This window comes from Streptomyces sp. NBC_01314 (genome assembly GCF_041435215.1).
Classification (GTDB): Bacteria; Actinomycetota; Actinomycetes; order Streptomycetales; family Streptomycetaceae; genus Streptomyces.
In genome coordinates this window covers 7,781,855-7,808,551 of sequence record NZ_CP108394.1, presented here as the reverse complement: position 1 = coordinate 7,808,551, position 26,697 = coordinate 7,781,855, and the positions used below count along the sequence as shown (strand labels likewise).

Below are 26,697 nucleotides of genomic sequence, written 5' to 3'. Positions count from 1 at the left end.
CGAGGGTACTCGCGGGGCCCGTGCGGTTCGGATCACTGGATCAGCAGTCGACGGGAACAGGTGCCCGCGTCAGCTCCTGGTCCACTGCTGGTTGCCGCTTCCGTTGCAGAACCAGACATCGACCGCCGTGCCGTTGCCGGTGCCCGCTCCGGCTGCGTCCAGGCAGAGAGCCGGGTTCGCGACGCTGGTCACACTGAGGTCCGCGTTCACGTTCCACTGCTGTGCCGCCGCGCCGGTGCAGTCGGAGATGATCACGGGGTCTCCCGCCGTGGCGCCGGTGCCTCCCACCGTCATGCACTTGTTGCCGTAGACGGTGAGTTGTTTGTCCGCGTTCCAGTTCCAGCTCTGGTTGCCGCCGTCGTTGCAGTCCCACAGGTCGAGCTGGGTGCCGTTGGTCGTGCTGAAGCCGGGCACGTCGACGCAGCGGTTGGAGGCCACTCCGCGCAGGACCTCGCCGGGGGGCGCCGGCGGCAGGTCGTTGACCGGCGGGGTCTTGCCGAAGCCGTAGCCCCAGCGCAGCTGCGCGACTCCGCTGGCGTTGTTGTCGACCAGGTTGCCCTTGGAGTCCAGCGACTCGATCGAGTAGGCGTCGCCGAACCTCAGCCCCGGCCAGTACACCAGTCCCATCCCCTTGCTGCGGGCGGTGTTGGTCACGGCCGCGAGATACGACGTGTAGATGTTGCCGTTCCAGGCGCCGTAGTTCAGACCGGTGGTCATCGGGGAGCCGGCCTCGTCGATGATGGTCCGGCCGGCGTACTTGCCGATCCGGGCCTTGAGGTCGGCGACCCAGTCAGCCTGCTGGGTGTGGCTGGCCCAGAAGCCGTAGAAGTGCAGCGACAGCAGTGTTCCCCGCAGTTCGCGGGCCGCGCCGACGCCGGTGACGTTGTCGTTGTAGCCGGTACCGCTGATCACGACACGGCCGCGCGGGACGTTCTTGTGCTGGGCCAGCCAGCCACTGGTGACGGACACCCACTGGTCGAGGGTGTAGCCGTGCGGCTCGTTCATGGGCTCGAAGTAGACCCGCGGGTTGTGCTTGTACTCCCGCACCACGGTGTTCCACATCTTCTTCCAGGCGGCCTTGTCGTCCACCAGGCCGTCCTTGCTGGTGTTGGCCTCCCAGTAGCTGACGATGACCTTGTCGCCGTAGGCCGTGGCCGCGTCGATCGTCGCCCTGTACGACTTCCACCATTTCGTGCCCACGGTTGCCGGGTTGATCGGCAGTCGCAGCGTGTTGGCGCCCAGGTTCTTCTTGAAGCCGCGCACCATGTGCCCCGTGGTGCGGTACACCGTGCGGTAGTCGTCGGTCACCTTCAGCCCGCTGGGCACCACGGCATCACTGGCGTAGTTGTCCCGCGGGTCTGCCCAGTTCACCCCACGGAAGTCACTGGTACCGCCCTTCGGCACGGACTTCACCGGCGCGTGCGGGGCGGCGGCTGACGTCTCCGCCGCCGACTGGGCGAATGCGGGGGCGGGGGCGGTCAGGAACATGAGTGTCGCGCCGAAGCCGGCCATGAGCACGCTGGCCAGTCTTCTCGACCTCGTCGGGGTCTTGGTCATGTCGTCTCCAGTGACGGAAATCGCGGAGGGCGGAGTGCGGGTTCGCCACCTGAGCCGAGGCGGTGATGAACGAGGGTCCGGATACGGACACTCGGGCCCGTGCAACCGGCCATGGTTACGTAACCATGGCCCGGACAGTGGCACGCCGCCCGCACTGGTGACAAGTCCCGTGACGGTTCCGAAATACGCCGGACCCTTTTGGACCAGAAGTGGTTCATTGCCGGTGGAGTCGAGGGCGGCCGATCGGCGGGCCGACGGCGACACCATCACCGTCGCCACCCCGCCATGGTTCACCTCGACGCCTTGCTCGTATTGATCTGCCGCCGCCGCTGATCGGTGCCGCAGGACAGCCGTCGGCAGGTACGTCCGTACCGTGTCGCACCATCCGTGGGTGAGTACGTCGTTTCACCATCCGTGGGTGAGTACGTCGTCGAGGGCCTCGACGAAGACGTCGGCGCTCGTCGTGGTCAGGCACAGCGGCGGCTTGATCTTCAGGACGCACATCCGGTCCGAAGTCGGCTGCATCAGCACGCCCAGTTCTCGTAGCCGTTCGCAGATGGCGGCTGTCTCCTCGGTCGCCGGCTCCCGTGTCTCGTGGTCTCTGACGAACTCGACGCCCAGATACAGGCCGCTGCCGTGGACGGCACCGATCAGCGGGTGCTTGTCGGCGAGTCGCAGCAGCCGCGTTCGCAGGTGCGCGCCGACCGTGCGGGCGTTGTCCTGGAGACCCTCGTCGCGGAGCACGTCGAGCACGGTCAGTCCCACCACCGAACTGACCGGGCTGCCGCCGGCCGATGAGAAGAAGTAGCCCTGCGAACGGTAGGCGTCGGCGATCTCGCGTCGGGTGATCACCGCCCCCAGGGGGTGGCCGTTGCCCATCGCCTTGGCGACAGCGACGATGTCCGGTTCGACGCCCTGCTGCTCGAAACCCCAGAAGTAGGAGCCCAGCCGACCGTAGCCGACCTGCACCTCGTCGGCGATGCAGAGACCGCCGGATTCCCGGGTGGCGGCGTAGACCTGCTCGAGGTAGCCGTCGGGCAGAGCCATTCCGCCGGAGTTGCCGTAGTAGGGCTCGCACACGAACGCCGCTGGAGGGCGTCCGGACCTGACCAGGTCGGCGATCACGGCCACGGCTTCGGGGCCGTAGCGGTGCGCCTGAGGGCCTCGGTGCCGGCCGCGGTAGCTGTTCGGTGTGGGGACTGTGTGCACCCACGCGGGGCGGGTGGCCAAGGCGTTCGGGTTGTCGGCCGTCGAGGTCGAGATGGCGTCACCGGCGTAGGTCCAGCCGTGGTACGCCTCCTCCACGGCGACGACATCGCGCCTCCCGGTGGCGGCCCAGGCCAGCCGCAGTGCCAGATCCACGGCCTCGGAGCCGCTGTTGACGAGGAAGACGGTGTCGAGCCCGTCCGGCAGCAACGCGCTCAACCGCTCCGACAGCTCCACCACCGAGGCGTAGTGGAAACGGGAGTTGGTGTTGAGCCGCTGCCACTGCCGGTGCACTGCGTCGACCAGTCGCGGGTGACCGTGGCCCAGGACGGTCACGTTGTTGAGCATGTCCAGGTAGCCGCGGCCGCGGGTGTCCACCAGGTGGTGCTGCCAGCCTCGCTCGATCTGCGGAGGCGTTTCGAAGTAGTGCTCCTGCACGGTGGCGAAAGACTTCACCCGGCGCTCCAGAAGGGCGCTCTCCGGCTCCGTGGGGGTGTCCGCCACGGGGCGGTCCGCCCGGGGGAGGATCAGACCGGTGGGATCAGGGCACATCGCCAGCCAGCCCGCGTCCAGATCCGGCGGGGTGAAGCGTGGTGCCGTTCCCGTGCCCAGTCGGGACAGTTGCACATCCAACCGATAGCCGCTGCCCCGTGCGGCGACGGTGCCCAACCGCTGACCGGATACGACCTGTCCCGCGTCGATGACCGCGACAGCCGGGTCGATGCCGTCGAGCACCAGGTGCAGCCCTCCGGCGGTCAGGGTCACTCCGTGCTCGGCGTGCCGGGTGACCGTGCCGGCCCACGGCGCGTGGACCGCCAGTGGGCCGGCGAGGTGCACCTCCACGCCGAGAGCGAGCGTGGCGCTCTGCTCCGTGCTGTCGACCCGTGTGCGGGTGAGACGGCACTCTCCGTGCCGGGTCAGCACTGCCGTGCCGCCCGAGGCGAGTGCCCGTGCGACCACAGCGGACTCCGCGTCGGGATCGAGCCAGCGGCCGCCGTGCAGCGCGTCGCTGGTGACGGACAGGTCGAGCACCGTTGCTCCGGAGTGGAGTTCGGGGAGAAGAGGGGGGCCTGAGGTCGACGGATCGCTGTGCGGGGCGGGTTCGCCGAGCACCTGCCGGAAGTGGGCCGCCATCACCTCGGCCGGCACCGAGGCCCCGGCCTCGAACATGACCCACTCACGGTCAAGGGCCGCCGTGGCGTAGCCGTTACCGGGGTCCTGCAGCGCGGCGTGCTGCCCGCATACCACCAGCACACAGCCGCGCAGCACGACAAGCGGCCACAGCACGTCCAGTTCGTCTCCGACGAGCGGCCGTACGGCGTGGAACGCGCGGACCGCGGGCAGCACCGAAGCCGGTGTGGCCCCGTGATGATGCAGGACGGATGTGCAGGCGACCGCCAGCTCGGCCACGGCCCAGCTGTGTGTGAGATCTCCGAAGTCGATCAGCCCGACCGGCATGGGGCGGCCGTCCGGGTCTGTCCGGCACACCACGTTGTTGTCGGCCACATCGCCGTGAATCACCTGTATGGGAAGCCGGGCTGCGCGCCGCTCCACCTGTTGCTGTGCCGCGCGGGCGGCCCGCAGCACACGCTCGGCCCGCCGCTGGTCGACCATGTGGGGGGCCAGGGCCTCGACGACTTCGAGGGCGTTGCGCAGGTCCCACAGCATCGGCCTGTGCGGAGTGGGCACGTCGAGGCCTTCCAGGGCCGCGGTGACGCGTCCGGCCAGCTCTCCCAGCCGCGCCACCACCCGCGGAGCCAGATAGCGGCTGTCCATGATGGGTTCACCGGGAACATAGTCGAGCAACTGGCAGTCGTAGTCCTGGCCGTCCACGGAGACGGTCTGGATGTGCTCCCCGTCGACGCCGACCCGGGCCCGCGGCAGCCGTAGCTCCGGCAGTGCCCGGGCGAGGTGCTCGGTGGCCTGGGACTGCGCCCTCAGTACCGCGCGGTCGATGACCGGGTTGAAGACCTTGAAGACGTACCCGTGGTCATTCGGATCGGTGCGCACCCGGAAGTTGCGGTCGTGGTTGCTGCCCAGTTCCTCGAGTGTTCCCTCGATGCCGAATCGCTCCCTGAGGAGGGCTGCGGCCCGCTCCTCCTCGATTGCGACCATCGGCGCCACCAGCCACTCGGCAGGGGAGGTGCCCATCGCGTTCTCCTTTCATTGGTTGGTCGACCCGCGACGGCCCGGTCATTGCGGATCGGCGAGCGTGATCGGACAGAGGTGATGCAGGGCTGCGGGGCGGCCGGCCACACCCTGAGCGAATCACTGAAGTGGGTGCGGAGATGGCAGAGTTGGAGGTCCGCAGTAGCGTTGAGAGTTCTCATCGCTGCCTCGGTCCGCTGCCTCGGTCCGCTGCGCCGCGCCACAGCGCGGGCGGCCGTGCCGTGCCCGGCCAACGTGTGCGGCGGTCGCCGATCTTGACGGTGGCATCATGCGGGCACGAGCCGCTCACGTACCGGGGGCGGGCCTGGCCTGCTGTCGCTTCCGGGTGCCGTGTGCGACGGGGCGCGGAAAAGCAGTGAGCGGGGCGCTGCTCAGCCGACGTTCCAGAAGAACCGGTGGGTGTGGATCCCGAAGTAGGGGAAGCTCTCCACCGTTGTCACGCCCTCGATGGGACGCACGATGTCGTTGACGAAGTCCAGCAGGTCACGCGGCTGCCGGCAGACGGCCTCAGCGAACAAGTCGAAGGTGCCGGCGGTCAACACGGCGTAGACGACCTCGTCGTGGCGTGAGAGTTCGTCGGCCACCGCTCGCGGATCGCCGTCGACGCGGAGCCCGAGCAGGGCCATGGACTGACCGCCCATGGCCATCGGGTCGGTGACGCCGACGACCTGCACCGCCTTGGTGTCGATCAGCCGCTGCAGCCGTTGCCGAGCGGCCGACGCCGACAGTCCGACCTTCGGGCCGAGATCGGCGTACGGGATGCGACCGTCGGTCTGCAGCTCGCGCAGGATGGCCCGATCGATATCGTCCATGCGGTCACCTCCTAGGTGCTCGAACAGCTAAGCATGCGATCGATTCATGCGCAATAGGCATGGAGCACCATCGATTCCATCGTCGAGAGAATCGAATCAATCGTTCAGAGTCTGGAAGCGACGCTTGTCGCATGTCGCACAGCGCCGCCTCCCGCCAGCACCGGTGCCACGTGGCACCGGACAGGGAACCCGCCTCGCCGGCAGCCCGGCCGAAGGCCCCGGCCAGGAGGCCACGCCTAGAGCACGCCTAGAGCACGCCTAGAGCCTGTGCAACCCACCGGCCACTCACGCTCGGCGCACGACCTGTGGCTGCGGACGGGACCGTCATGCCCCCATCCCCCACAGGTCCCGGCCTCGCAGTCGACGCGGAAGCAGCCCGCGCCAAACGACCGGCGGCCGTCGTGTTCCCGGCCGGCGGCCGGCGGCCGGGAACACGACGTCCTCACGCTTGGCGCGCAGCGCCGCCCCCGCCAACACCGGGATGCAGTTGTGGCCGACAGGCAGCCCTGCTCGCCGAGCGAGCCGGGCTGATAGGTGTTCTGGATCGACAACGGCCGCGCGATGGCCGGGCCGAGGGTGCCGTGGCAGCGCGTTCCGTCTCCCGTCGGCGAGGCTGGCGTCGCCGCTACGGCGGGCCTGACCGTGCGGCTCGGCCCTGGGATACGACACCGCAGGGCGGGTCGCCGCAGGGCGGGCGATTCGACGCCGCTTCCAGCCGGGCGTCTTCCTGCACCCTGCTGATCACCTGGGCCCGAGGGCCCGTCGGCGGCGAGATCGACGTCCTGGTCCAACGCATCGAACCGGCAGACGTGCCCCACCTGACCGCCGCCCTGGACAAAGCAATACGGGGCAGACCCGCCGCTGTGGCCCAGATCATCGATGGCCCCGCCGAACTCCTAGGCCGCACCCTCACCCTCCTCGGCGACGGCAGTACATACGACGGCACCCTGGACAGCGAGAACGAAGACCGGGCGGTCGTGGCACAAGCCCGAGCCCTGCTCAGAGCGGGACGCACCGCCGTCATCGACATCGGCGCAGACCCCGACACCTGCCCCACCAAGCTCACGGTCCTCATCCACACCCACGCGGCCCCGCCCCGCATGCTGATCTTCGGCGCCGTCGACTTCGCCGCCGCCCTCAGCCAAACAGCCATCTCCGTCACCGCGGAAATCATCGCCCACAGCCACCGGGCCACCGGCCTACCCCTCTCCCACGGCACCGGCCCCATCCACCGACCGGGCCCTGCGAGCCCGATGCCGTCACAAGCCGCTCCAGCCACCGTGTGACCGACTGTCCGGGCCCGGCGGACAGCCCTGGTGAGGAGAGCGGAACTCGCCACGGACTTCCTCCCGTCCGACCGCCCAACGGCTGGCAGGCGCCCCTGCTGGACGAGGCCGCCGGGGCGCAGGTCAGTGCCGCGTACGAGGGCGGCGAGGACAACGAGATCGCCACACTCTTCAACAGCGTCCCGAAGTTCGACCGGCTCGATCTCTGGGTGCACCCGGTCATGCTCGGCGTCGGGAAGAAGGTGTTCGACGGTGGTGTGGTGCCCACGAACGTCACACTCCTCGAACCGCCGGTAGCCGGTCCGAAGGGCACCGTGTACCTGCGCTACGGGCTCGCGGACGGCACGCCCCGGACGGGGACATGAGCGCACCCGATCGCGGTGTGGATCACGGCGAGTGAATCCCCGCCAGGTGGGTCCGTGTCGTCGGCGGTGAGTCCGCCAGGTCGGCATTCCGTCGCGGCGTCGGCGGTTCGACGTGCCGACGCCGTGACGGAGTGCCTCGTACGATCAAGGGAGTTCAGAACGGAGGCGTACTCCCCGCACGCGTTCCGGGTGTACTGAGGATCAGGCGGTCCACCTCGTCCTCCGTGCCCTCGTGTCGGGGTCAGTCGTGGGCGGAGTCGAGGTGCCAGACGACGGCCTTGTCGAGCTTCACCGTGCCGTTCTCGGCGAAGACCTGGACTCCCTGGCTGGCGGGGTCGGGGAAGATCTGGTCGGTGATCACCGCTTCGCCGCTGCCGCCGAAGACCTCGACGGACGACCAGTCGACGAGTATCCGCAGCTTGACCTTGCCGTTCTTGGCCTTCAGCGGCGCTGTCTGGACGCCGGGGAAGGTGCTGTTGAAGTCCACCGCGCCGGAGCGGGTGCGGTCGACGTACAGCTCCTGGGTGGTGGTGTCGTAGCCGATGACGGTTTCCTCGCCGTTCGCGCCCGTGCGGACCTTCAGGCCGAAGCGGTCGGCGTCCTCGAGGGAGAAGGTCGCTTGGATGTCGAGGGCCTTGCCCTTGGCCGCGGGGCCGATCAGGGGCGTCGTGGTGTTCGTGACGGTGACGCCGGACGCGGACACCGCGTGCGGCTTGCGGAGGGACTCCAGGGCGTTGACCGGCTGGCTGATCAGCCGGATCCGGCCGTCGACCGTGCGCAGGGCCATCTCCCGGGGAACGCTCTGCGCGCCGCGCCAGGGGGAGGTGGGGACGGCTCCGCTGTAGTCCCAGTTGTTCATCCAGCCGACCATGTACCGCTTGCCGTCCGGGGCGTCCTCCCAGGACACGGCCGCGTAGTAGTCCTTGCCGTAGTCGGCCCAGTCGGCGCGCTGGACGACGGACTTGGCAGCGGTGTCGGCTTCGGTGAACCGGTCGGCCAGGACGTGGCCCCAGCCGGCCGTGTTCATGTCGACGATCTGGATCTTCGCCTCCTTGCCGGCGTAGGGGCGCAGGTCGAAGGAGGCCCAGTCGAGGGTCTCGCTGTTGGCGCCGGTGGCGCTGCGGACGACCTGGCCGTCGACGATCAGGTTGACGGCCGTCTCCTGGGAGACGGGCTGGGCCTTGGTGTCGGAGAGCATGATGTGGTCGACGTTGAGGTGGCCCCAGCCGCCGGGATTGTCGTCGACGATCCTGATCTGCGCCTTCTTGCCGGCGAGGTCCCCGACGTCCCAGGAGGCCCAGTTGAGTGCCTCGGCGTCCTTGCCGGTGGCGCCGCGCACCACCTGGCCGTCGACGAGGAGTTCGAGGGCGGTGGGGTTGGCCGTGCCGGAGGGGTGGTTGCCGCCGCCGATGAGGAAGTTGATGTGCTTCTTGTCGATGGTGAACTCGGGTGAAGTGAGGGTGCCGGTGGTGGAGTCGCCGTTCAGGTAGGTGTTGACCAGGCCGCCGCCCAGGTAGCCGGAGACTTCCTGCTGGTTGGGGAGGGTGCCGGTGGCCGGTGCCGAGCCGAAGGCGTCTCCGGTCGTCGTCCAGTCGCCGTAGCCGCCGCCTTCGAAGTCGGCGAGGACCGTGCCCTCGGGCGGTGGTCCCTGCTCCATGACGGTTCCGGCCTCGTGCGGGTGCCGTCCGCCGCCGATCTTGAAGTTCAAGTAGGGGCTGTCGACGGTGAATTCGGGTGAGGTGAGGGTGCCGGTGGTGGCGTCACCGGAGTGGAAGCTGTTGGCGAGGCCCTTGCCGTCGAAGCCGTCGACGGTCCCCTGCCCGGCCACCGCCCCGGCCGCCGGTCCGTCACCGAAGGCGGTGCCGGTGGCCGCCCACGTACCGAAGTCGGTGTTCTCGAAGTCCTGCACGACGGTGCCGGTGGGCGGGGTGTAGGTGCCCTTGTCGTCGGCGGTGAACTTCTCGCCGTCGAAGTCGCCGACGAAGTACTGGGCGGCCGAACCACCGGCGATACCACCGGGGTTGATGTTGACGACCAGGACCCACTTGATCTTCTTCTTGTCCCCGTCGACGGCGAGGGGGAACAGGTCGGGGCACTCCCACACGCCGCCCGTCGCGCCGGCCGGTCCGAACTCGCTCTGCAGCGTCCAGTCCTTGAGGTTCTTTGACGAGTAGAACCGCACCTTGTGCTCGGTGGACAGCGACACCGTCATCAGCCAGCTCTTGGTCGGCTCGTACCACTGGACCTTGGGGTCGCGGAACTCCCTGGAGCCGATGTCGAGGACGGGGTTGCCCTGGTACCTGGTCCAGGTCCGGCCGCGGTCGGTGCTGTAGGCGAGCGACTGGGCCTGCTTGCCGCCGTCCTTGTAGGCGCTGGTGTAGATCGCCACCATGGGCGGGTTCTTCTTCGTGCCGAAGCCGGTGGTGTTGTCCCGGTCGACGACCGCGCTGCCGGAGAACACCATCTCCTTGTCGTCGTGCGACAGGGCGAGCGGCAGTTCCTTCCAGTGCACGAGGTCCTTGCTCACCGCGTGCCCCCAGGACATGTCGCCCCAGGAGTTGCCGTTCGGGTTGTACTGGTAGAAGAGGTGGTACTCGCCCTCGTAGTACACGAGGCCGTTGGGGTCGTTCATCCAGTTCTTCTCGGGTGTGAAGTGGAACTGGGGCCGGTAGGTCTCGGAGTACGGCGGGGTGTCGGCGGCCACGGCCTGGGGGGCCGGCGGGGCTGCGGACAGGGCGCAGACGGTCGCCACCGCCGCGATCATCCGGGTGCGGGCATGCCCGGGTACACGTCCAGAGCTCATGAGGTCTCCTGTACTGCGGCCGTCAGCGCGGCCGAGCCAGATGCCCGGCACGGACCGGCCGAAAAGTGATGCCTTGGGCCGTCGTCCACGGCGGTCGGCAGGAGTGTCATCGTTGACTTGTGTCATCGATGACATCGAGTCGCCCCGATAATGGAGGCAATCCGGCCGACGCGTCAACAGCCCTGCAGCGATGCGATTTCCGGGTGGCCCGGCGTTCCGGCACGGGCGGCCGGCTGTCCCGAGCCGTCCCAACCGGTCTTGCCACAGCGGGCTGCGCCCGGCAACCGGGCAGGTCAGACCGCCGGGGAGCGAACAGACGGACTTGGGACCAATGGCGTCGTCGTCATGGACGAACCGGCCGCCTCCTGGACGAACCCGCCGCCATCCTGGACGGCGCGCGTTCCCGTTGGACGTCACCGCCTCTCGTCGACATCACTGACCTCTGACGGATTCCACCAGCAGTTGCTTCTGGCGGGCCGAGGACAGGACGTCTGACCGACCTGCGCGCTGCCTCGCGGAGTTCGGCGCGGACATGACGGCGCTCCGCGTGGCGGTGCGGAAGCCGCACCACCACGCGGAGATCGTGACCCGAACCGCCGCGTCAGCTGACGGAGAACTGACTGAAGCTCGCGGTGCCGATACTTCCGGCGTGGGCCGTGGAGAACATGCCCGCGTCCAGGGTGCTGTTCGCACCGGTCAGTGTCGCGGTGCCGACAGTGGTCCAGGTGGTGCCGTTGGCGGAGTAGGAGCCGGTGACCGACGTGCCGCTCCTGACCAGGCGGAGCCAGACCGGGGCGACGGTGGCGCTTCCGGTCTTGATGGTGTTGGTGTCGAGGTAGCCGTCACCGTTGGAGTCGTACGACAGGGCGATTCCGTTGCCGGGGGTGGTGGCGAGGACGAGGTACCCGGCGGACGAACCGGCGGAGGCGATGTTGTTTCGCAGCATCAGGCCGGCTTTGGCCCAGCTGTTGGTCTTGTCCTGACTGGTGACGCGGACGGTGACGGTCGAGGAGGTTCCCGCGGCCCCCGTCTGGTAGGCGGCGGCAAACTCGTCGTCGTATGCCGTGCCGGAGCGCCATATGTCGATGCCCGCGCTGGTCAGGGAGGTCACTCCGCCGCTCTGGCTGACAGCGGCCGGAATCGAACCGTATGCCTTGTAGGGCGAGGTGACGATGCGCAGGTTGCTGAAGGTCGCGCTGCCGGCGGTGGTGCTGTGGGCGGTGTGGATGACACCGGCGTCCTGGGTGGTCGCCATGGACGGCAGGGTCACCGTCGAGCCGACCTGGGTGAAGGTGGATCCGTCGGTGGAGTAGTAGGCGGACACCTGGGTGGCGGTGCGGGTGAGCCGCAGCCAGACCGGTGCCTTGACGGTGGCGGCGGTGTTCGTGAGCTGGTCGAGGTAGCCGTCGGCGTTGGAATCCCGCTGGAAGCTGACGCCGTTGTCCGGGGTCGCCACCACAGCCGCGTATCCGGCGGAGGAGCCGTCGTCCGTGAGGTCGTTGCGCAGGACGACGCCGGCCTTGGCCCAGCCGCTGGTGTTGTCCAGGTTGTCGACCCGGGCGGTCACCGACGTGCCGTCGACGGCTGCCCCGTTCCGGAAGACGGTGCCGTACTCGTCCTCGTGCTGTCCGCCGGCACCCCAGATGTCCTCGCCCGCGTCGGTGATCGTGAAGTGGCCGCCGCTCTGGCCGGTGTTGGCGGGGGTGGAGGAGTAGGCGGTGTAGGGGGAGCCGACGGGGTCGGTGGTCAGCGGACGGTACAGGGGCTGGATACCGGCGTTGTTCATGACCGTCTTGGCCGCTGACGGCCAGTTGCCGTTGCCGACGACGACGGTGCCGCTGACCACGTCACCGCGGCCGTTGGTGTTGGTGATGTTCGCGGAACTGTTGTTCGTCCAGTTGTCGGTCAGGGTCAGGGCGCCGGTGTTGTTGGTCGCACTGCTGTTCTCGTGGCCCCAGCTGCCGGTGTTGCGGAAGACGTTGTTGGTGTCCGTGAAGTTCCGGGAACCCTCGTCGTGGTAGAAGCCGAAGTAAGCGTTGTTGCTGTGGCAGTAGTTGCGTTCGAAGGTGCTGCCCGGTGACGCCGACAGGGTGTACATGCAGCCGCCGTCGGTCATCTGCTGCATGAGGTCGTGGATGTAGTTGTCGGTGACGTGGTTGTTCGCGGCGGTGGTCGCGGTCGTGTAGGTGGGCTGGTAGTCGTACAGGCCCCGGTTGACGTAGTCCTGGCTGCCGCCGATGTCGTTGACGCCCCAGCCGTAGCCGATGGTGAGACCGGAGTAGGGCAGGTTGTACACCTCGTTGTGCGAGACGGTCGCGCCGTTCACGTAGGTGACGAGGATGGCCGACATGTCGCGGTACTCCAGCGCCACGTCGTGGATCAGGTTGTTGCTGAGTGTGATGTTCTGGTTGGTCATCCGGCTGTCACTGGGGTGGTGCGCGTCCTCCTGAAGGCCGCCGACGACGATGCCGCCGCCCGCGTCCTGGGTGAAGACGTTGCCCGTCGCGGTGATGGTGTCGGCGCCGAGTCCCACGCCGGTGGTGTGGGCGTTGGCGTCGTTGCCGATGCCGAGGCCGCCCTGCCCGAGCTGGGTGAACCGGTTACCGGTGAACGTGATGTGGTCGGCGGCCGAGACCTGGACGGCGGCGGGCATCTGGTCCCAGTGAGGGCGTGTCGCCTCGAAGAGCGGGCAGCCGCTCTGGCACGAGGTCAGCGCGTCCGACGGGCGGTCCCAGGCACCGGAGATGTACGCGCCGGTCTGCTGGCTGGCGTAGCCGTGGGTGGTGGGGTCCAGCCAACTGGTGCCCGAGAACTGCAGCCCTGAGAAGGCGATGTGGTTGACGGGAGAGGAGTACGTCCCTCCGACGCCGATGAGCGACTCCAGCTTCGGCACCTCGACGTCGGCCTCACCCATGTCCTGCCCGGTGAGCGGCTTGTAGTACAGGGTGCCGGTAGCAGTGTCGAGGTACCACTCGCCGGCCGTGTCGAGGAACTCGTAGGCGTTCTCGATGTAGAGGGGGCCGGCCCGGAAGGGGCTCGTCAGGGTGTCGTAGCCGAACGTGTTGTTGTCCCACGAGGGCTGGGCCATGGTGATGGTGCCGCTGCTGATGCCGGTCACCGGGGCATAGCGGTCGGTGAAGGATCCGATGCCGTGGATCTCGGTCCGGCCCGGCTGCGCGAGACTGTTGAGGTAGCTCAGCGAGCTGTTCGTGAACGTGTAGCCGCTGGTGGTCGCCGTCAGGTGGGAGCGGGTGACCGAGGAGCGGGCCCTGGTGGCCAGGGCGCCGTCGACGAACAGATGGCGCGTGTCGAAGCCGGTGCCGACGTCGGCCTTCCAGATGTTCTTGGCCGGGTCCTGCACGGTCCAGCCGGTGGCCTTCTGCGCTCCGGTGATGACGGGACGGGCGCCCAGCGCGGCCTTCCAGTTCACTGTGTGGCCACCTGTGCCGGAGTCTGCCGAGGTGAAGGCGAGTGGCGAGGAGAGCCGGTAGGTGCCGTCGGCGAGCTCGACGGTGATGTCACCCGTCATGGCTCCGTTGCTCGCCCGCACCTGGGTCTTGGCCTGGGTGAGGGAGCACGGCTGGCTCGTGGAGCAGGCGGTGCCGGAGCCGTTCGGTGCGGCGTGGAGCGTCGTGCCGGCCGCGAAGGCGGGGCCGGCCTGGGTGAGGACCGCCGCGGTCGAGGCAGTGAGGACGGCGGCTGTGGCCAGCCATGATCTCAGACGGTCGGGAACCGCGGGACGTATGCGGGGTGTTCGCATGTGACACCTTCCGGGAGGTTCAGGGGGCCCGTGGTGCTCTTGGCGGGCAGGGGAGAGCCCAGCGACAAGAGGGGGAAGGGGTAATAGCGATGTAACATTAGACGTCATATGAATTTCGTCAATAGGTCGCGCACTGCCGACTCGGCCGGACCTGGACATGCGAACGCCCCCGGCCTGTGCGGCGCGGGGGCGAGTCGGTGGGAGTGCTCTCAGGAGGCGGGCGAGCCGACGTTCGGCAAGCGGCGGCGGCTCCAGGCGGTCTGGATGTGTGCCGCCATGGCCTGCGCGGCCCCCTCGGAGTCCCGGGCCAGCAGCCGCTCGGCGACCGCGCGGTGCTCCGCGTTGGCCCGCTCGCACGCGGCCGCGTCCGGAGTGCCGTTGTACAGGAACGTGGTGCGCGCCTGGGCGTGGAGGATCCGGATGATGGAACGCCCGAGCCTGTTGTGGGATGCCTGAAGGATCCGGTCGTGGAAGGCCACATCGGTCTCGACGAAGCGTGCCGGGACGGCGGTCTCCTCGTCGAGCCGGGCGAGCAGCCGCTCGATGGCTCGCAGGTCGTCGTCGGTGGCCAGCTCCGCGGCCTGGGCTGTCATCTGGGCTTCCAGCGTCGACCGGATGTCGACCAACTGGTCGAGGACGACGAGTTGGTCGTCATGCTGGACGGTCGCGGCGAGCACGACGGGGTCGAGGAGGTTCCATTCCTCGGGCGGGGTGACGGTGGTGCCGTAGCCCTGCCGGGCGAGAACCAGCCCCTTGGCCTCCAGGGACTTGACCGCCTCGCGGATGGTGATGCGGCTGACGCCGAACGTCTCGCAGAGCTCGGGTTCGACCGGCAGGGTCGAGCCCGGGGGGATGACGCCCGACACGATCGTGTCGGTCAGGCTCTCCATGACGGCCTGGGCCAGTCGGGCCGGACGCTTGGGCCAGGGCTTGAGGACGGAAGGCTCCCCTGCTCCGCCGGCACTGTCCTTGGCCATGTGGGTCCCCCTTGCTGATACGGATGACGGCGATTCTACTGCGTGGGACTTCTTGACAGCATTCGTATGACGACTTACGTTACACGAAAATTTCGCAGCAGTACTTCCCGCTCCAAGGGGTGCAAGCCGTGCGCATTGCCGAAGTCGAGTGCCATCCGGTCCGGGTGCCGGGAGCCAGTCCGCCCTTCGTCTGGCGGGACGGTCTCCTGGGCAGCCCGTCCGAAGGCGAGGCCGCGGTGCTGCGCATCCGCACGGACGACGGGGTCGAGGGGGTGGCGATGTCCCCTCGGCGGGGCAGCGGGGTCATCCTGGCGGACCTGCTGGACCGCGTACTGCGCACGGAATTGGTGGGGCAGGATCCCCTGCAGCGGGAATGGCTCTGGCACCGCATGTGGGAGCTGGACCGCACGGAGGAGCTGCCGCTCTATCTGCTGGGGCTGGTCGACACCGCACTGTGGGACCTGGCCGGACGACTCGCCGACCGGCCCACCTGGCAGATGCTCGGCGGTTACCGCACCTCGATACCCGCGTACGCCTCCACTGTCACCTACTCCTCGGTCGAGGAGTACCTGGACATCGCCGACCAGGCCCTGGAGCTCGGCTACCCGGCCATCAAGCTCCACGCCTGGGGTGACGCCCGCCGCGACGCCCGCCTGTCGGTGGCTCTGCGTGAACATGTGGGGGACGACATCCCGCTGATGTTCGACGGGTCGGCCGGCTTCGACCTCCCCGACGCGATCCATCTCGGGCACGCCCTCTCGGACGCCGACTACCTCTGGTACGAGGAGCCGATGAGGGAGTTCAGTGTCACCGCGTACAAGCGTCTCGCCGACGCGGTGGCCGTTCCCCTCCTGGTGGCCGAGACCTCCGACGGGGCGCACATGAACTCGGCCGATTTCATCCAGGCCGGCGCCGCCACCTTCGGAGTCCGCGCCTCCACCCAACTGCGCGGCGGCTTCACCGGCGCGATGCGCACCGCCCACCTCGCCGACGCCTACCGGCTGCGCGCGGAGGTGCACGGGCCGGAGATCCCCAACCGGCACCTGTGCATGGCCATCTCGAACACCACCTACTACGAGTCGCTGGTCATGGGCAATCCCATCAGCCGTGAGAGCGGCATCGACGCCCACGGCCTCGTCCATGCCCCCACCGGTCCGGGCGTCGCCCTTCCGGCGGGCCTGGACTACCCTCCCACCCTTCAGAAATTTGTCGACAAGGAGACCGTCACCCCGCCCCGGGCCTGATGACCGGAGCCCCGGACCCGACCGCCTGTCCCGAACAGCCCGAACACCCCGAACGCGGCGCCTCTCACCGCTGTGCGCCATTTCCCAAGATCCGAGGTCAGTCATGAACGACGACGTTCCGGTTTCCTCCCGCCGCCAGCTCAGACACACGGCCGCCGCCGTCCTGGGCGCCGTCTCCCTGCTCGTGCTCGCCGCCTGCGGCAGCGCGGACCCCACACCCGCGACGACTTCCTCCCCCGACGCCTTCGAACCTGTCGCGCAGAAGGACGGCAGCGAGATCACGGTCTGGGCGGACGCCACCCGGGTGCCCGGCGTGCAGGCGTACCAGAAGTCGCACCCGGGCGTGAAGATCAAGATCGTCACGTACAGCGGGGACGCCAACGGCGCCAACGACCTGCAGACCAAGGTCCAGCTGTTCGACCGGACCGGCAGCGGGTGGCCCGACGTCGCCTTCAGCGCCAATGTCAACGACGCCAGCTGGGCATCCCAGGGCAAGAGCCCCTATGCCGCGCCCCTCAACCAGGACGTGGTCTCCCGGTCCACGCTCAAGGGCTTCGCCGACGGCGCGCTCAACCCCTGCACCTTCGACGGCGACACCTACTGCCTGCGCAACGACCTGGCCCAGAACGTGCTCTGGTACAACAAGAAGCTCCTGGACAGGTTCGGGTACTCCGTCCCGACCACCTGGGAGGAGTACCAGGCACTCGGCAAGAAGGTCGCCAAGGAGCACCCCGGCTACCTGGTCGGAACCGCCGGGGACGCCTGGAGCCCCGAGGTGTACTTCTGGGCGAGCCAGTGCCCCGCCAGCACGGCGACCGGCGCCAAGAAGGTCAAGGTCGACCTGCAGGATTCCAGGTGCACCCGGATGGCCGAGCTGCTCGACAGCCTGATCGCCAAGGGCTCGGTCTCCAAGGACACCGTCTTCAGCGCCGGTTTCATCAAGAACAAGGCGAGCAAGGTCCTCATGCTCCCCGGCCCCTCCTGGTACGGCCAGGTGCTCTTCAACTCCACCTTCAAGATCCCCGAGGGGCAGATCGCCGCCGCCTCACCGCTGAAGTTCGAGGGCGACGCCAAGAACTACACCGGCAACGTCGGCGGTGGGCTGTGGTTCGTCTCCTCCCACAGCAAGAACCTCGAGGCGGCTTCCGACCTGGTGACCTGGATGGCGACCTCCAAGGCCTACCAGGCCACCGCGGGCACCTATCCCGCGTACAAGCAGGCAGCCGTCGCCTGGCTCGCCGGCCAGCAGAGGACCGGCTACTTCGCCGAGGACGTCAGCCCCGCCTTCCAGGAGGCGGCGGAACTGATCTGGCCCGGCTGGTCCGCCACCCAGTACAGCCAGGAAGCGATCTACTCCTCCACCGTGATCCCGGCCCTGAACTCGGGCAAGACCCTCACCGACACCCTGGGCACCTGGCAGACGGCCATCACCGACAAGGCCAAGTCCCTCGGATACACCGTCAACTAGCGAAGCGGACCGATGACCACCCACCTCGCAACGGAGCGGAGCGGCCGCCGCGGCGGCCGCTCGGCCCGCAACCCGGTCGGACGCGCCGGTTACGTCTTCGTCTCCGGCTATGTCCTCCTCCTGCTCGCCTTCGGCGTCCTGCCCACCTGTTACGCGGTGTGGCTGGCGCTGTCCAACTCCCGCAACCAGCTCGTCGGGCTCGGCAACTTCACCCGGACGTTCACCGACTACCGCTTCGTACCGGCCTTTCTCCACATCGGCCTGTACCTGGTGGTCTGGCTGGCCAGCCTGATGATCCTGGTGGTGCTGCTCTCCCTGATGCTGCACGGCCGCATGCGCAGGGCCTCCACCGGCCTGCGGTTCCTGTTCTACCTGCCGGGTGCCCTCGCCGGGGTGGCGAGCGTCCTGCTCTTCCTGATCCTCCTCGACCCGGCCGCCAGCCCCGTCGGCTGGCTGCTGAAGGGATTCGGCTGGAACACCCTCGCCCAGGTCAACGCCCCCGGCCACCTGCCGGTGCTGTTCACGGTCATCGCCTTCTGGACCGGGGCCGGCGGCTGGATCGTGGTCATGTACGGCGCGCTCAACAGCATCCCGGACGAGATCCTGGAGGCCGCCCGCATCGACGGCGCCAACACGCTACAGATCGCCCTGCGCATCCAGATCCCGATGATCACCAAGTGGATCGCGTACATGCTGATCCTGGCCTTCGCGGCCGGCACCCAGCTCTTCGTCGAGCCGCAACTGGTCTCCCTCGCCAGCTGGGGCATGATCCCCGACAGCTGGTCACCGAACCAGCTCTCCTACCAGTACGCCTTCCAGGCAGGCGACTTCAACGGCGCGGCGGCGCTCTCCGTCGACCTCCTCGTCCTGGGCCTCGCCTGCGCGGCGCTCGTCGTCTTCCGCACCGGCCTGTTCGACAGGGACGAAGGATGACCACAGCCACCACGACCGCAGCCCGCCGAACCCCGCCGCCCCGTACCGCCGGCGCCCGCACCAGCCCGAGGAAGCCCATGCGCCGGAAGCGCCGCCCCAGCTCACTGGCCGCCCGGCTGGCCTGGCTCATCGTCATGGGCCTGTCCGCGCTGTTCTTCTGTGTGCCGGTGGTGTGGCTCCTGCTGGCCCCGACCAAGACCGACAGCCAGATCGTGCGGGACAGCCCGTTCTCCTTCGGCTCTCTCGGCGCGGTCGCCGACACCTGGCACCACCTCTACGCGTTCCAGGACGGCGCCATCCTCACCTGGCTGCTGAACTCGGCGCTCTACACGTTCGGCGCGCTGGTCGTGACCCTGGTGACGTCGATCCCCGCCGGGTACGCGCTGGCTCTCACCCGGTTCATCGGGCGACGGATGCTGCTGACCATCACCATGCTCGTGATGCTCATGCCTACGGCCGCGATGGTGCTGCCCCTGTACCTGGGGATGAACGCCGTGCACCTGGACGGCACGGTCTGGTCGGTGATCCTGCCCTTCTCGTTCTTCCCGTTCGGGGTCTACCTCACCTACATCTACTTCTCCTCCAACATCCCCTCCGACCTGCTGTCCGCCGCGCGGATCGACGGGTGCTCCGAGTGGCAGGTCTTCCGGCTCATCGCGATGCCGCTGGCCAAGCCCGTGATCGCCCTGGTCGGCTTCTTCAACTTCGTCGGCAACTGGAACAACTTCTTCCTGCCGTTCGTGATGCTGCCCGACAGCTCCCAATACCCGGCGCAGGTGGGGCTGAACAACCTGCTCGCCGCCTCGCCGCTGTTCAACACCTCCAGCGGCACGGGAAACCAGATCATGCGGCCCGAACTGGCCCTGGCCACCCTGGTGACCATCGTCCCCGTTCTGCTCGTGTTCCTCTTCTCCCAACGCGCTCTCGTGTCCGGCATGCTCGCCGGCGCGACGAAGGAGTGAGGCGGCAGCCGCACCCTTGGCGCCTCCGCCGTATTCAACCGGCGTTCCCTGACGTCGGTGTCGTGCCAAACCCCACGCCGTGCCAAGCCCCACGCCGCGTCGAGCCCCACGCCGTGCGGACAGCCACGCCAGTGCGTCACCGGGCAGGCCCATGGCGGGCTGTCCGGCAACGCCGCTCACACTCACTCACTCACTCACTCACCAGAAGGGACCCCCGATGAAACGCGTTGCCCAGACGGTCCGTCTGCGGCCCGAGCACCGTGAGCTGTATCTGCGCCTGCACTCCGCGGTCTGGCCGGGCGTCGAGGCCTCGCTGCGGGCCGCGAACATCCGCAACTACAGCATCTTTCTGCGCGAGGACACGCTGTTCGGCTACTTCGAGTACCACGGCGACGCCTTCGAGGCCGACATGGCCGCGATCGGCGCCGACACGGCCACCCGGGCCTGGTGGAAGCTCACCGGCCCCTGCCAGGAGCCCTGGGCCGATACCGGCACCGGGGGCAGTTGGTCGGACCTGACCGAGATCTGGCATCTGAGCGATCCCGGCGCACCGTGACGGTCGGCAGCGCCTCGATTGCCCGTGCTGGTGATCGACCGGCTCGACGTGCGGTGACGGCCGTCGGCCGCGCATCTCCCCCTCGGCGACAGCCACCCGACAACCACCCATGGCAAGGAGACGCCCAGTGAGACTTCTACGAGTCGGCGCGCCCGGCGAGGAGCGGCCCGCCGTCCGCACCGAGGAGGGCCGACTGCTGGATCTGTCCTCCGTGACCTCCGACATCGACGGCGCCTTCCTCGCCTCGGACGGTGTCGACCGGGCCCGGGCGGCGGTCGCGGCGGGAGCACTGCCCGAACTGGACGCGGACGGAGTACGGATCGGAGCACCCGTAGCCCGCCCCGGCAAGATCGTCTGCGTCGGTCTGAACTACCGCGACCACGCCGCCGAGACCGGCGCGGCGATCCCCCCGCGGCCGGTGGTGTTCATGAAGGACCCGGGCACGGTGGTCGGGCCGTTCGACGAGGTGCTGATTCCCCGCGGCTCGGTGAAGACCGACTGGGAGGTCGAGCTGGCGGTCGTCATCGGACGGCGGGCCCGCTACCTCGACGGGCCGGACGCAGCTCGGAGCGTGATCGCGGGGTACGCGATCAGCCACGACGTCTCCGAGCGCGAGTTCCAGCTGGAGTACTCGTCGCAGTGGGACCTGGGCAAGTCCTGCGAGACGTTCAACCCGCTCGGACCGTGGCTGGTGACCGCCGACGAGGTGGGCGATCCGCAGGACCTCGGGCTGCACCTGAGCGTCGACGGGGTGAAGCGGCAGGACGGCCACACCAGCGACATGATCTTCCCGGTCGGCCACATCGTGTCCTACCTGAGCCGGTACATGGTTCTGGAGCCGGGTGACGTGATCAACACCGGGACGCCTGCGGGCGTGGCCCTCGGCCTCCCCGGGACCCCCTACCTCCGCGCCGGCGACACCGTCGAGCTCTCCGTGGACGGCCTCGGCGCCCAGCGCCAGACCTTCGGCCAAGCGTGAAAGGCGCCCCCTTGAGCAAGTTGAGCAGTTTGAGCGGCCTGTCAGGGCTCAAGGCCGTCGTCACCGGCGGCGCGTCCGGGATCGGGCGGGCCACGTCCCGGATGCTGGCCGAGCACGGCGCCACGGTGGCCGTCCTCGACCTCGACCCCTCCGGCGCCCCCGAGCCGCTGATCGCCATCGAGGCCGACCTCGGCGACGACGCCTCGGTACGCGTCGCCGTGGAGACCGCTGCCGGGCAGCTCGGCGGCCTGGACATCCTGGTCAACAACGCGGGCATCGGCGCCGTCGGTACCGTCGAGGACAACCCGGACGAGGAGTGGCACCGCGTCCTCGACATCAACCTCCTCGGGACGGTGCGCACCACCCGCGCCGCCCTGCCGTATCTACGGCGCTCGTCGCACGCGGCGGTCGTCAACACATGCTCCATCGCGGCCACCACGGGCCTCCCCCGGCGCGCCCTGTACTCCGCCAGCAAGGGCGCGGTCCTGTCGCTGACCCTGGCGATGGCCGCGGACCACGTCCGTGAGGGCATCCGCGTCAACTGCGTCAACCCCGGCACCGCCGACACACCCTGGGTGACCCGGCTCCTGGACGCCGCGGACGACCCGGAGGCGGAACGCGCCGCCCTCGACGCACGCCAGCCCCTGGGCCGCCTGGTCACCGCGGACGAGGTGGCGGCGGCCGTGGTCTACCTGGCGAGCCCCGCCGCGGCCTCCGTCACCGGCATCGCCCTCGCCGTCGACGGTGGCATGCAGGGACTCCGGCTGCGCCCGGCGGTCGGCGCATGAGAGCGACCACGCTGGGCGGGACCGGTGTCAGGGTCACCGAGCTGTCGTTCGGGGCCGCCGGCATCGGCAACCTCTTCCGCCCGGTCACCGACGAGGCCGCGTCCGCCGCGGTGGAGGCGGCCTGGGACGCGGGCGTACGCACCTTCGACACCGCCCCGCACTACGGGCTCGGGCTGTCCGAGCGGCGCCTGGGCGCCGCGCTGCGCGGACGCGCCCGCGACGCGTACACCGTCTCCACCAAGGTCGGGCGGCTGCTCGAACCCAACCCGGAGGGCGGCCGAGGCGACGATCTCGCCCAGGGCTTCGCCGTGCCCGGCACCCACCGCCGCGTCTGGGACTTCAGCTCCGACGGAGTCCTGCGCTCCCTGGAAGCCAGCCTGGACCGCCTCGGCCTGGACCGGGTGGACATCGCCCTGCTGCACGACCCGGACCACCACGCCGAGCAGGCCCTCACCGAGGCCTACCCCGCGCTGGAACGGCTGCGCGGGGAAGGCGTCGTCAAGGCGATCGGCATCGGAGTGAACCAGTGCGCGCTCCCCACCCGCTTCCTGCGCGAGACCGACATCGACGTGGTGCTGCTCGCCGGCCGCTACACCCTGCTGGAGCAGGAGGGGCTTGCTGAGGTACTGCCGGAGGCCGCCGCCCGCGGCAGGAGTGTCATCGTCGGCGGGGTGTTCAACTCGGGTCTGCTCACCGACCCCAAGCCCGGGGCCATGTACGACTACGCGCCCACCCCACCCCATGTGCTCGACCGGGCACTGCGCATGAAGGCGGTCACCGAACGCCACCGGGTACCGCTGCGCGCAGCGGCTCTGCGCTTCCCGCTCGGCCATCCGGCGGTCGCGAGCGTACTGTCCGGCGCGCGTTCCGCCGAGGAGGTCTGCGACACGGTGGCCCAGTTGCGGCGAGCGATACCGGCCGCGCTCTGGGACGGACTGCGTGCCGAAGGGCTGCTGCCCCCGCACGTCCCCGTCCCCGTCCCCGCCGCCGCACCGGTCGAAGGAGCCGATCGGCCGATGGATGAGTCAAGGAGTCGTGGGGGTGACCGCCATGAACCTGGAGGCGAACACCGCTGAGGGGGGCGTCATCGACACACACCACCACGTGTGGGACCTCTCCGTCCGCGACCAGGGCTGGATCACCGGAAGGGAACTCGCCCCGCTGCGCCGCGACTTCCTGCTCGCCGACCTGGAGCCCGAGGCCCGGGCCGCCGGCGTCACCGCGACGGTCCTGGTCCAGACGATCGACGTTCCGGAGGAGACGCCGGAGTTCCTGGCCTTGGCCCAGGACAGCGACCTGGTGGCCGGTGTCGTGGGCTGGACCGACCTGACCTCCCCGGATGTCGCCCGCGCGCTCGCGGCGCTGCGGGAGGGGCCGGGTGGCGAGCACCTGGTGGGCATCCGCCACCAGGTGCAGGGCGAGTCCGATCCTCGCTGGCTGATGCGGCCGGACGTGCTGCGTGGGCTCGCCGCGGTGGCCGAGGCAGGGCTCGTGTACGACCTGGTTGTCAGGCCCCACCAGCTCGCGGCCGCCCATGAGACTGCCCAACTGCTTCCCGGACTCACCTTCGTACTCGATCACGCGGGCAAGCCACCCATCGCCTCGGGCGAGCTACGGCCGTGGGCGGACGCGGTGCGCCTGCTGGCCTCGCTGCCCAACACCGTCTGCAAGCTCTCCGGCCTGGTGACCGAGGCCGACCGGGACCGGTGGAGCGTCGAGGACCTCCAGCCGTACGCGGACACGGTGCTGGACGCCTTCGGACCGCGGCGGCTGATGTTCGGCTCCGACTGGCCCGTCTGCCGACTGGCCGCCACGTACACCGAAGTCGTCGCTGCTGCACGGGAGTTGACAGCCGCCCTCCATCCCGCCGAACGCCGCGAGGTCTTCACCGGCACCGCCCTGCGGACCTACGGCCTGACCGTCACCGGCTCCCCGGCCGGGCGGTGACCGAACGGCTGGAACGGCTCGGCCGCCAAGCGCGGCCACCGCGGGAATCGCGCTTCTTGGTGTTGGCGAGGTCGCGCTTCTGCGGATGCGTCTCATTGAACGCGCCGGGCGATCCCGGTCACCCGGCCCAACAGCCATTCGAGCGGCCCTCGCTGGAAGAAGCGGGACCAGACGGTGGCGAGGACGGCGACGGACGCGATGAAGCCGAGCAGGATGTACAGGGGCGGGACGGTCGCTTCCTCGGTGTCCAGGAGCCAGATGGCGACGATGTGGTAGACGTACGCCGTCAGCGACATCGAGCCGACCGCGATGACGGGCCCGGCCAGGCGGCGCAGCCGGGGGAAGGCGTCCATGGCTGCCAGGCACGCGGTGATCACGAGGATCGCCACCCCGGTGTTGCCCACGATGGACAGGGTCGCCTCGCTGTGCGGGGCGGCGGCCGGCATCCCTGCCGGGCTGTCGCCGAAGATGCCGATGCTGTCAGGCGATACGGACGACATGGACGACATGCCCGGCCCCTCTTCGGCTTTCCGGACGGCTTCGGCGGCACCGGGTACGAGGCGCAGTGCCAGCCAGGAGCCGCCGTAGCCGGTGACGGCGAGGGCGACGCCGGTGAGGGCGAGGCGTATGCGTACGGCGGTGGCGGCCAGGTCGAGGCGGGCGACAGCCATACCGGCGATGACGAACGGGACCCAGGTCAGGGCCGGATAGCCGCCGGTGAAGAACAGCGAGACGGGGCCGTCGGCCTGGCCGTAGGAGAGGAATACGCGGCCGCCGAACACCGGCTTCAGCGCGTACAGCAGCTGCGGGCCCACCAGGGCCCAGCCCGCCGCGATCATCGCCAGCGGCTTGGCGCCCAGCCGGTACAGCGGCAGCACGAGCAGGAAGAACAGTCCGCAGAAGGCGAGGATCGGCACGGCCGGGGTGCCGGTCATGGTCAGGGCGGTGCCGAGTGCCATCAGGATCACGGCCCGGATGACGACCTTGGCGACGGCCTGGCGGCCGGCCGGGCCCGTCTTCGGTGTGCGGCGCCCGGTGACGAGCACGACCGCGAACCCGGCCAGGACGGCGAACAGCGCGGAGGAGCGGCCTTGCGCCGGCTCCATCAGGAAGCCGATGGCACCGTCCTGGCTCGGGGCGGGGCCCACATGGACGTCGAAGAGGTTCAGCCCTTGGGCCGGTCCCGCCGTATCGGAGCCGGGCCGCTGCTCTCCCGCACGATCAGCTCCGGCTCGGCCCACAGAGGCAGGGCCGGGGCGGTATCGGGCTCGAGGAGCCGGTGGAGCAGCCCGAAGCAGCCCCGGCCAAGGCCTTCGAAGTCGAGGCGGACGGTGGTCAGGGCGGGGTGTGCGTAGGCGGAATGGGGGGCATCGTCGAAGCCCACCACGCTCAGGTCGCCCGGCACGTCACGGTCTGCCTCCCTGGCCGCGCGGAGTACGCCGAGTGCCAGGTCGTCGTTGCCACAGAGCACGGCCGTGACCGACGGGTCGGCCAGCAGCGAGCGGGCGACGAGGTAGCCGGAGCGAGGGCTCCAGCCGGCGTCGAGCGGTTCCGGGAGGGGCTTGCCGGCCGCCCGCAGGCCGTCGCGCCAGCCCTCGGTGCGCTGGCCGATGCGGGTGGTGGAGGACGGGATGGCCAGGTAGTGCACGGTCTCGTGGCCGAGGCCGAGAAGATAGCGGGTGGCCTGAGCGGCGGCCGCCCGGTCGTCCAGCCAGAGCTGGGGCCGGTCGCCGGGGCGGCCGTCCTCGGGCCGTTCCACCGCCGCCGCTGCCGGGAACCCGGCGGGCAGCGCCTGCCATGCCCGTACGCCCGGTGCGTCGAAGGCGATCACCAGCACCGCCTCCCCCGGCCTGCTGACCCGGGCCGCGACATCCGCGGGCTTCCGGGCCGAGCCGGTGTCGAGCACGCTGATCTGGACCGTGAAATCGGCCGCCCTCGCCGCCTCCTCGATGCCCTTCAGGGTCGCCGAGGCACCGTACAAGGAGGTGTCGGAGGTCAGCACGGTCACCGAGCGCACCGCACCGCCGGCCAGCGCCCGGGCCATCCGGTTGGGCGTATAGCCCATCCTGGCGATGACATCCAGGACCCTGGCCCGCGTCGGCTCCTTGACCCGGGGGTGTCCGTTGACGACCCGGGAGACGGTCTGGTGGGACACGCCCGCCTCCTTGGCGACGTCCCGGATGCTGACGGCCTTCGGAGCCTGCGGCCTCCCGCCGGAGCGGGGGGCGGGGGTCGCTTCCTGCATGGTGGGGACGGCTCCTCGTCGGTACTGGCCAGTCGGTGACGGCGGCGTTGGACCAGGTGCTCCGTTGTCCGCGGCCTTCTTCAAGGTCTTCCGGCCGAACCAGACCTGGTTGAAGGGTCGAGCACCTTCGCGCTGGATGTGGACGACGAGGTGATCAGCGGTGTCGGCTCCATGGACGGCGCCAACCGGTCGTGATGCCTTCGGTGCCCTCGGAGAAGGCGCCGAAGTCCACTCCCTGCTTCTTCCAGTAGGCCACGAAATCACCATTCGGAGTCGGGATCGACGGCCATACCGTATCCGCAGAATGTGATGATCTCCTTCGTCCACAGGCTCGAGGCCACCGTTGGCGCGCCCTGGAAACTTCCCGAGCGCCCTCGCCTGACGGGACGCCAGGAGAAAGTTCCACGCGGAGTGTTGCGGGGACCGAATGTTACCGTTCACACTTCCCCCTACGTCACCGTCGCGTTAACGTCCGACGTCGAGGACGACTGGAGAGCTCACACACAAGGGCAGCTTCGCAGTCACCCTTGGTAGAAGTCTTGCCGCACCCTCTCCTGCCACACCGTCCGTCATCGAGCCCTACGGAGCGCAAGAATGTGAACGGTAACATTTGCGCTTGAGAGGGCACCCGAACTCACCG

At 69.3% G+C, this 26,697-nt stretch carries 19 protein-coding genes; 11 read left to right on the top strand and 8 right to left on the bottom strand.

Features of this window, described 5'->3' with window-relative positions; translation table 11 throughout:
• Window positions 1-69: 69 nt before the first annotated feature.
• The 3 genes from OG622_RS34395 to OG622_RS34385 form a co-directional block, all read right to left on the bottom strand.
• Window positions 70-1,557, bottom strand: a complete 1,488-nt coding sequence (locus tag OG622_RS34395; RefSeq protein ID WP_371580518.1) for a ricin-type beta-trefoil lectin domain protein — start codon at window positions 1,555-1,557, stop codon at window positions 70-72.
• Between the two features lie 405 nt (window positions 1,558-1,962).
• A complete protein-coding gene (locus tag OG622_RS34390) occupies window positions 1,963-4,914 on the bottom strand; it encodes an aminotransferase (RefSeq protein ID WP_371580517.1) in 2,952 nt (983 codons plus the stop codon).
• 389 nt (window positions 4,915-5,303) lie between these two features.
• The gene (locus OG622_RS34385; RefSeq protein ID WP_371580516.1) at window positions 5,304-5,744 is read right to left on the bottom strand and encodes an Lrp/AsnC family transcriptional regulator; all 441 of its coding nucleotides are present in this window, start codon (window positions 5,742-5,744) and stop codon (window positions 5,304-5,306) included.
• A gap of 581 nt (window positions 5,745-6,325) precedes the next feature.
• On the opposite strand from OG622_RS34385, the gene OG622_RS34380 reads away from it, so the two are divergent.
• A complete protein-coding gene (locus OG622_RS34380; RefSeq protein ID WP_371580515.1) occupies window positions 6,326-7,030 on the top strand; it encodes an XdhC family protein in 705 nt (234 codons plus the stop codon).
• A complete protein-coding gene (locus OG622_RS34375; protein ID WP_371580514.1) occupies window positions 7,027-7,395 on the top strand; it encodes a hypothetical protein in 369 nt (122 codons plus the stop codon). The genes OG622_RS34380 and OG622_RS34375 overlap by 4 nt, the downstream gene beginning before the upstream one ends.
• A gap of 241 nt (window positions 7,396-7,636) precedes the next feature.
• Here OG622_RS34375 and OG622_RS34370 read toward each other — a convergent pair whose 3' ends face one another.
• The 3 genes from OG622_RS34370 to OG622_RS34360 form a co-directional block, all read right to left on the bottom strand.
• On the bottom strand, window positions 7,637-10,198 hold the full coding sequence (locus OG622_RS34370; RefSeq protein ID WP_371580513.1) for a GH32 C-terminal domain-containing protein: 2,562 nt from the start codon (window positions 10,196-10,198) through the stop codon (window positions 7,637-7,639).
• Window positions 10,199-10,799: 601 nt separating this feature from the next.
• Entirely contained in the window at window positions 10,800-13,958 is a 3,159-nt protein-coding gene (locus tag OG622_RS34365; protein ID WP_371580512.1) for a DUF1349 domain-containing protein, read from the bottom strand.
• Window positions 13,959-14,167: 209 nt separating this feature from the next.
• Window positions 14,168-14,935: a FadR/GntR family transcriptional regulator gene (locus tag OG622_RS34360; RefSeq protein ID WP_371580511.1), complete on the bottom strand. Its 768-nt coding sequence runs from the start codon at window positions 14,933-14,935 to the stop codon at window positions 14,168-14,170.
• A gap of 128 nt (window positions 14,936-15,063) precedes the next feature.
• Between OG622_RS34360 and OG622_RS34355 the strand changes: the two genes are divergently transcribed.
• The 9 genes from OG622_RS34355 to OG622_RS34315 all read left to right on the top strand — a co-directional run bounded on the left by OG622_RS34355 (window position 15,064) and on the right by OG622_RS34315 (window position 23,812).
• On the top strand, window positions 15,064-16,179 hold the full coding sequence (locus OG622_RS34355; RefSeq protein WP_371580510.1) for an enolase C-terminal domain-like protein: 1,116 nt from the start codon (window positions 15,064-15,066) through the stop codon (window positions 16,177-16,179).
• Between the two features lie 103 nt (window positions 16,180-16,282).
• Window positions 16,283-17,647: an ABC transporter substrate-binding protein gene (locus tag OG622_RS34350; RefSeq protein WP_371580509.1), complete on the top strand. Its 1,365-nt coding sequence runs from the start codon at window positions 16,283-16,285 to the stop codon at window positions 17,645-17,647.
• A 12-nt stretch (window positions 17,648-17,659) separates the two neighbouring features.
• Window positions 17,660-18,580: a carbohydrate ABC transporter permease gene (locus OG622_RS34345; RefSeq protein ID WP_371580508.1), complete on the top strand. Its 921-nt coding sequence runs from the start codon at window positions 17,660-17,662 to the stop codon at window positions 18,578-18,580.
• 77 nt (window positions 18,581-18,657) lie between these two features.
• Complete coding sequence (locus OG622_RS34340) at window positions 18,658-19,542, top strand: carbohydrate ABC transporter permease (protein ID WP_371584306.1); 885 nt, start codon at window positions 18,658-18,660, stop codon at window positions 19,540-19,542.
• Window positions 19,543-19,759: 217 nt separating this feature from the next.
• On the top strand, window positions 19,760-20,098 hold the full coding sequence (locus OG622_RS34335; RefSeq protein ID WP_371580507.1) for an L-rhamnose mutarotase: 339 nt from the start codon (window positions 19,760-19,762) through the stop codon (window positions 20,096-20,098).
• A gap of 127 nt (window positions 20,099-20,225) precedes the next feature.
• Complete coding sequence (locus OG622_RS34330) at window positions 20,226-21,077, top strand: fumarylacetoacetate hydrolase family protein (protein ID WP_371580506.1); 852 nt, start codon at window positions 20,226-20,228, stop codon at window positions 21,075-21,077.
• 29 nt (window positions 21,078-21,106) lie between these two features.
• Window positions 21,107-21,865, top strand: a complete 759-nt coding sequence (locus OG622_RS34325) for an SDR family NAD(P)-dependent oxidoreductase (protein ID WP_371584305.1) — start codon at window positions 21,107-21,109, stop codon at window positions 21,863-21,865.
• The gene (locus OG622_RS34320; RefSeq protein ID WP_371580505.1) at window positions 21,862-22,941 is read left to right on the top strand and encodes an aldo/keto reductase; all 1,080 of its coding nucleotides are present in this window, start codon (window positions 21,862-21,864) and stop codon (window positions 22,939-22,941) included. Before OG622_RS34325 ends, OG622_RS34320 begins: the two co-directional genes overlap by 4 nt.
• Entirely contained in the window at window positions 22,916-23,812 is an 897-nt protein-coding gene (locus tag OG622_RS34315) for an amidohydrolase (RefSeq protein ID WP_371584304.1), read from the top strand. The genes OG622_RS34320 and OG622_RS34315 overlap by 26 nt, the downstream gene beginning before the upstream one ends.
• A 92-nt stretch (window positions 23,813-23,904) precedes the next feature.
• Here the strand turns inward: OG622_RS34315 and OG622_RS34310 are convergent, their stop codons facing one another.
• Together OG622_RS34310 and OG622_RS34305 are read right to left on the bottom strand one after the other, a co-directional pair.
• The gene (locus OG622_RS34310) at window positions 23,905-25,053 is read right to left on the bottom strand and encodes a DUF418 domain-containing protein (protein WP_371580504.1); all 1,149 of its coding nucleotides are present in this window, start codon (window positions 25,051-25,053) and stop codon (window positions 23,905-23,907) included.
• A complete protein-coding gene (locus OG622_RS34305; RefSeq protein WP_371580503.1) occupies window positions 24,978-26,057 on the bottom strand; it encodes a LacI family DNA-binding transcriptional regulator in 1,080 nt (359 codons plus the stop codon). The genes OG622_RS34310 and OG622_RS34305 overlap by 76 nt, the downstream gene beginning before the upstream one ends.
• Between the last annotated feature and the right edge of the window lie 640 nt (window positions 26,058-26,697).